The organism is Nitrospira sp. BLG_2 (assembly GCF_049222245.1).
Genome location: NZ_JBLYIG010000299.1, coordinates 1 through 2,817, shown reverse-complemented (window position 1 = coordinate 2,817; position 2,817 = coordinate 1). Strand labels below are relative to the sequence as shown.

General features: G+C 52.8%; 4 protein-coding genes and 1 pseudogene. All 5 read right to left on the bottom strand.

Features of this window, described 5'->3' with window-relative positions; all coding sequences use genetic code 11:
• Window positions 1-481: pseudogene (locus tag ACOSYY_RS08320) on the bottom strand (NADH-quinone oxidoreductase subunit L); the annotation flags it as partial.
• A 131-nt stretch (window positions 482-612) separates the two neighbouring features.
• Window positions 613-915 carry an NADH-quinone oxidoreductase subunit NuoK gene (gene nuoK / locus ACOSYY_RS08315; protein ID WP_421661801.1) on the bottom strand — a complete coding sequence of 101 codons (303 nt, stop codon included), beginning with the start codon at window positions 913-915 and terminating at the stop codon, window positions 613-615.
• Entirely contained in the window at window positions 912-1,439 is a 528-nt protein-coding gene (locus ACOSYY_RS08310) for an NADH-quinone oxidoreductase subunit J family protein (RefSeq protein ID WP_421661800.1), read from the bottom strand. The genes nuoK and ACOSYY_RS08310 overlap by 4 nt, the downstream gene beginning before the upstream one ends.
• Window positions 1,440-1,449: 10 nt before the next feature.
• A complete protein-coding gene (gene nuoI, locus ACOSYY_RS08305; protein WP_421661799.1) occupies window positions 1,450-2,037 on the bottom strand; it encodes an NADH-quinone oxidoreductase subunit NuoI in 588 nt (195 codons plus the stop codon).
• 50 nt (window positions 2,038-2,087) lie between these two features.
• On the bottom strand, window positions 2,088-2,817 hold a 730-nt coding region (locus tag ACOSYY_RS08300), incomplete at its 5' end, for a molybdopterin oxidoreductase family protein (protein ID WP_421661798.1).

Below are 2,817 nucleotides of genomic sequence, written 5' to 3'. Positions count from 1 at the left end.
AATAGCCGATCAAAAGATATGAACAGAGCCCGACGCCTTCCCAGCCGATGAACAGGACCACATAGTTGTTCCCCATGACAAGAAGCAGCATGGAGACCATGAACAGATTCATGTAGGTGAAGAAGCGAGTGAACCCCGCTTCTCCATGCATATAACCGACGGAATAGACATGAATGAGAAACCCAACCCCGGTGACGACCAGTAACCAGGCACAAGTCAGCGGATCAACGAGGTAGGCTAAATTGATCGCGAGATCGCCACCGAAGATCCACTGATAGGCTATGACTTCATGGGAAGCTCCCGTGCGCATGACATCGGTGAATACGCCGACCGTACAGAGAAATGAAAGGCCGACCGACCCCCAAGCCAATCGATGGGCCAGATCATGAGAGTAGCGGTGGCCGAGCAGTCCGTTCGCAAGAACGGCGAGCAGCGGGAAAACAGGAATCAATTTGATCAGGAGATCAGTCAAGTCAGACACAGTATCGTGCCATTCTGAGGATGCTCAGCCCAACCATGCTGCACGGAGCCGGAACCTAAGCGTACTCTTGGGGGTACGTTGAGGGGTACAAGCCACCGACTGCACCGTTGGATGTGATTGCCCACATCCTGCTACCACTTCAATAAGTTCATTTCATCCACATTCGTGGAAATCTTGCCCCTGAACACGACGATGATGATGGCCAAACCGACGGCCGCTTCGCCTGCCGCAATGGCGATGATGAACAGAGCAACAAGTTGCCCTGCCATAGATTCCAAATAGTGCGAGAAAGCGACTAAATTGATGTTGGCCGCATTCATCATGATTTCAACCGACATCAGCACGATGATGAAGTTCCGCCGGACAAGCACACCCAAGAGTCCCGTCATAAAAAGGATGGCGCTTACGGCTGTAGAGGCCGACAGGGGAATCATAACCGCTCTCGCTCCGCCTCCAGCGGCTTCGGAGCCTTGGCCAGGACAATCGCGCCGATAATAGCTCCGAGCAGAAAGATGCCGACGATCTCAAACTGCAAGAGATGGTCGCTGAACATCTTGATACCCACAGCGTATGTGTTTCCATCTTGCAACACGGCAGCGGCGGGAGTATCCCCCTTCACCCCGTCAAACGGAGACCCCAGAAGAAGGTACAGGACGTAACCGGTCCCCAATATAGCAGGACCGAGGATATATAAAGCAGAGGGGTGGAAATACCGTTCATCTGTTTTGAGATTCATCAACATCAACACAAAGAGGTACAACACCAGAATGGCCCCGACGTAGACAATGACCTGCACGGCCCAAAGGAACTCCGCGTTCAAGAGTATGAAGAGTCCGGAGACGTGCATGAGCAACACGAGTAGAGAGAGCGCGCAGTGAACGGGATGACGCAAGGTCACTGTTAAAACACCGGCGGCAATACTGACGAATGCAAAGTACGTGAAAAACATTCCGACCATTGTGTGCGGCTCAGCTCAGATGTTTGGGAGGTGATTGGGTCGATTTCTGTACCGACTGCGGAAAATAGTAGCGGTACTCGCGGCTCTGCTCGACATTTTTCTCCTGGTTGTGCGCATACAAGTATTTCTTCGCATCATCGAGGTGGCGTTCGCCGATGTCGTACAGCCGCTCCTTGTCGAACAGCAGACTGCGTTTGTCATGAGTCGAGTACTCGTACATCTTGGTCATCGCCAGCGCGTTGACGGGGCAGGCTTCGACACAATAGCCGCAGAAAACGCATTTTGTGATATCGATATAGAATTCGCTGGCGTAGCGCTGGAGCGGTCGGGTCGTATCCTCGGCACTGATCACTTTGATGCAATGCGAAGGGCAGGCGACCTCGCAGAGATCGCACCCGACGCACCGCTCTCGTCCATCGTCGTATCGGAGCAAACCAAGCGCACCGCGATGCGTGTCTGGGATAGCACGTTGTTCCCGCGGATACTGAAAGGTCATCGGCCGATGAAGCATATGCCGAAACGTGACCTTCATCGCATCCCAAATCTCGTAGAATAACGCGGCATGAAGAATTTTTCTGGTCAGTGAGGCGACACTCATCAGAGGCTCCTCGTCACGGAACGGGCGGCAATCCGCATCTTATTGCGTCATTACGCCGGTTCAACACTTACCCAAATATGCTTGAACGATGGGACGCCGGTCGTGGTATCAACCGATACGGGCATCAAGTCCTTCACTGGAGGCTCATTAAAGTGTTCAGGGAAAAAGCAAGTGCCAGGCGCGATAGATTGATCCCGCTGCACCCCGAGCTGAAGGGAGCCTCGATCAGAGGTCAAACGCACCTTCGCACCGTCTTGCAATCCAAGGCGCTCCATATCCCGTATATTCATCCTCAACTTCTCGGTGTTCGGAGCGATCTTAATAAGCCCAGGCGCTTGCACGGACAGTTTCCCCGAATGCACTAATAACTGCCCCATAAACAGAGAAAAGGGACGCGAGTGTTCTTCTGATGGCGGAGTCTGTTGATAACGTGTCTTGACCTCCCGCACGTAACCGTTGGACAAATAGTGGTCAGGGACGGGTACGACTTTACGGGGTTGCCCAAGATTATAATACCCGGGCAACAGTTTCATGATCTCGGCTTGAATATCGTTGGCCGATTCGTATTTCCATTGACATCCCATGGCATTTGCAAGGGCTGTCATGATGTGCCAGTCCGGCAGGCTCTCTCCAAGCGGATCCATCGCCTGACGAACGCGAAGGACACGACCTTCGAGATTCGTAAATGTGCCGTCCTTCTCCGCATAGGTACAAGCGGGGAGCACAAAATGAGCCAATTTCCCCGTATCAGTCAAAAAAGGATCTTGAACGACTAGCAAT

Bases quoted from the DNA above. Each gene is read 5' to 3' on its own strand.
- nuoI (WP_421661799.1), bottom strand. From the start codon at position 2,037: ATGAGTGTCGCCTCACTGACCAGAAAAATTCTTCATGCCGCGTTATTC.
- ACOSYY_RS08310 (WP_421661800.1), bottom strand. From the start codon at position 1,439: ATGGTCGGAATGTTTTTCACGTACTTTGCATTCGTCAGTATTGCCGCC.
- nuoK (WP_421661801.1), bottom strand. From the start codon at position 915: ATGATTCCCCTGTCGGCCTCTACAGCCGTAAGCGCCATCCTTTTTATG.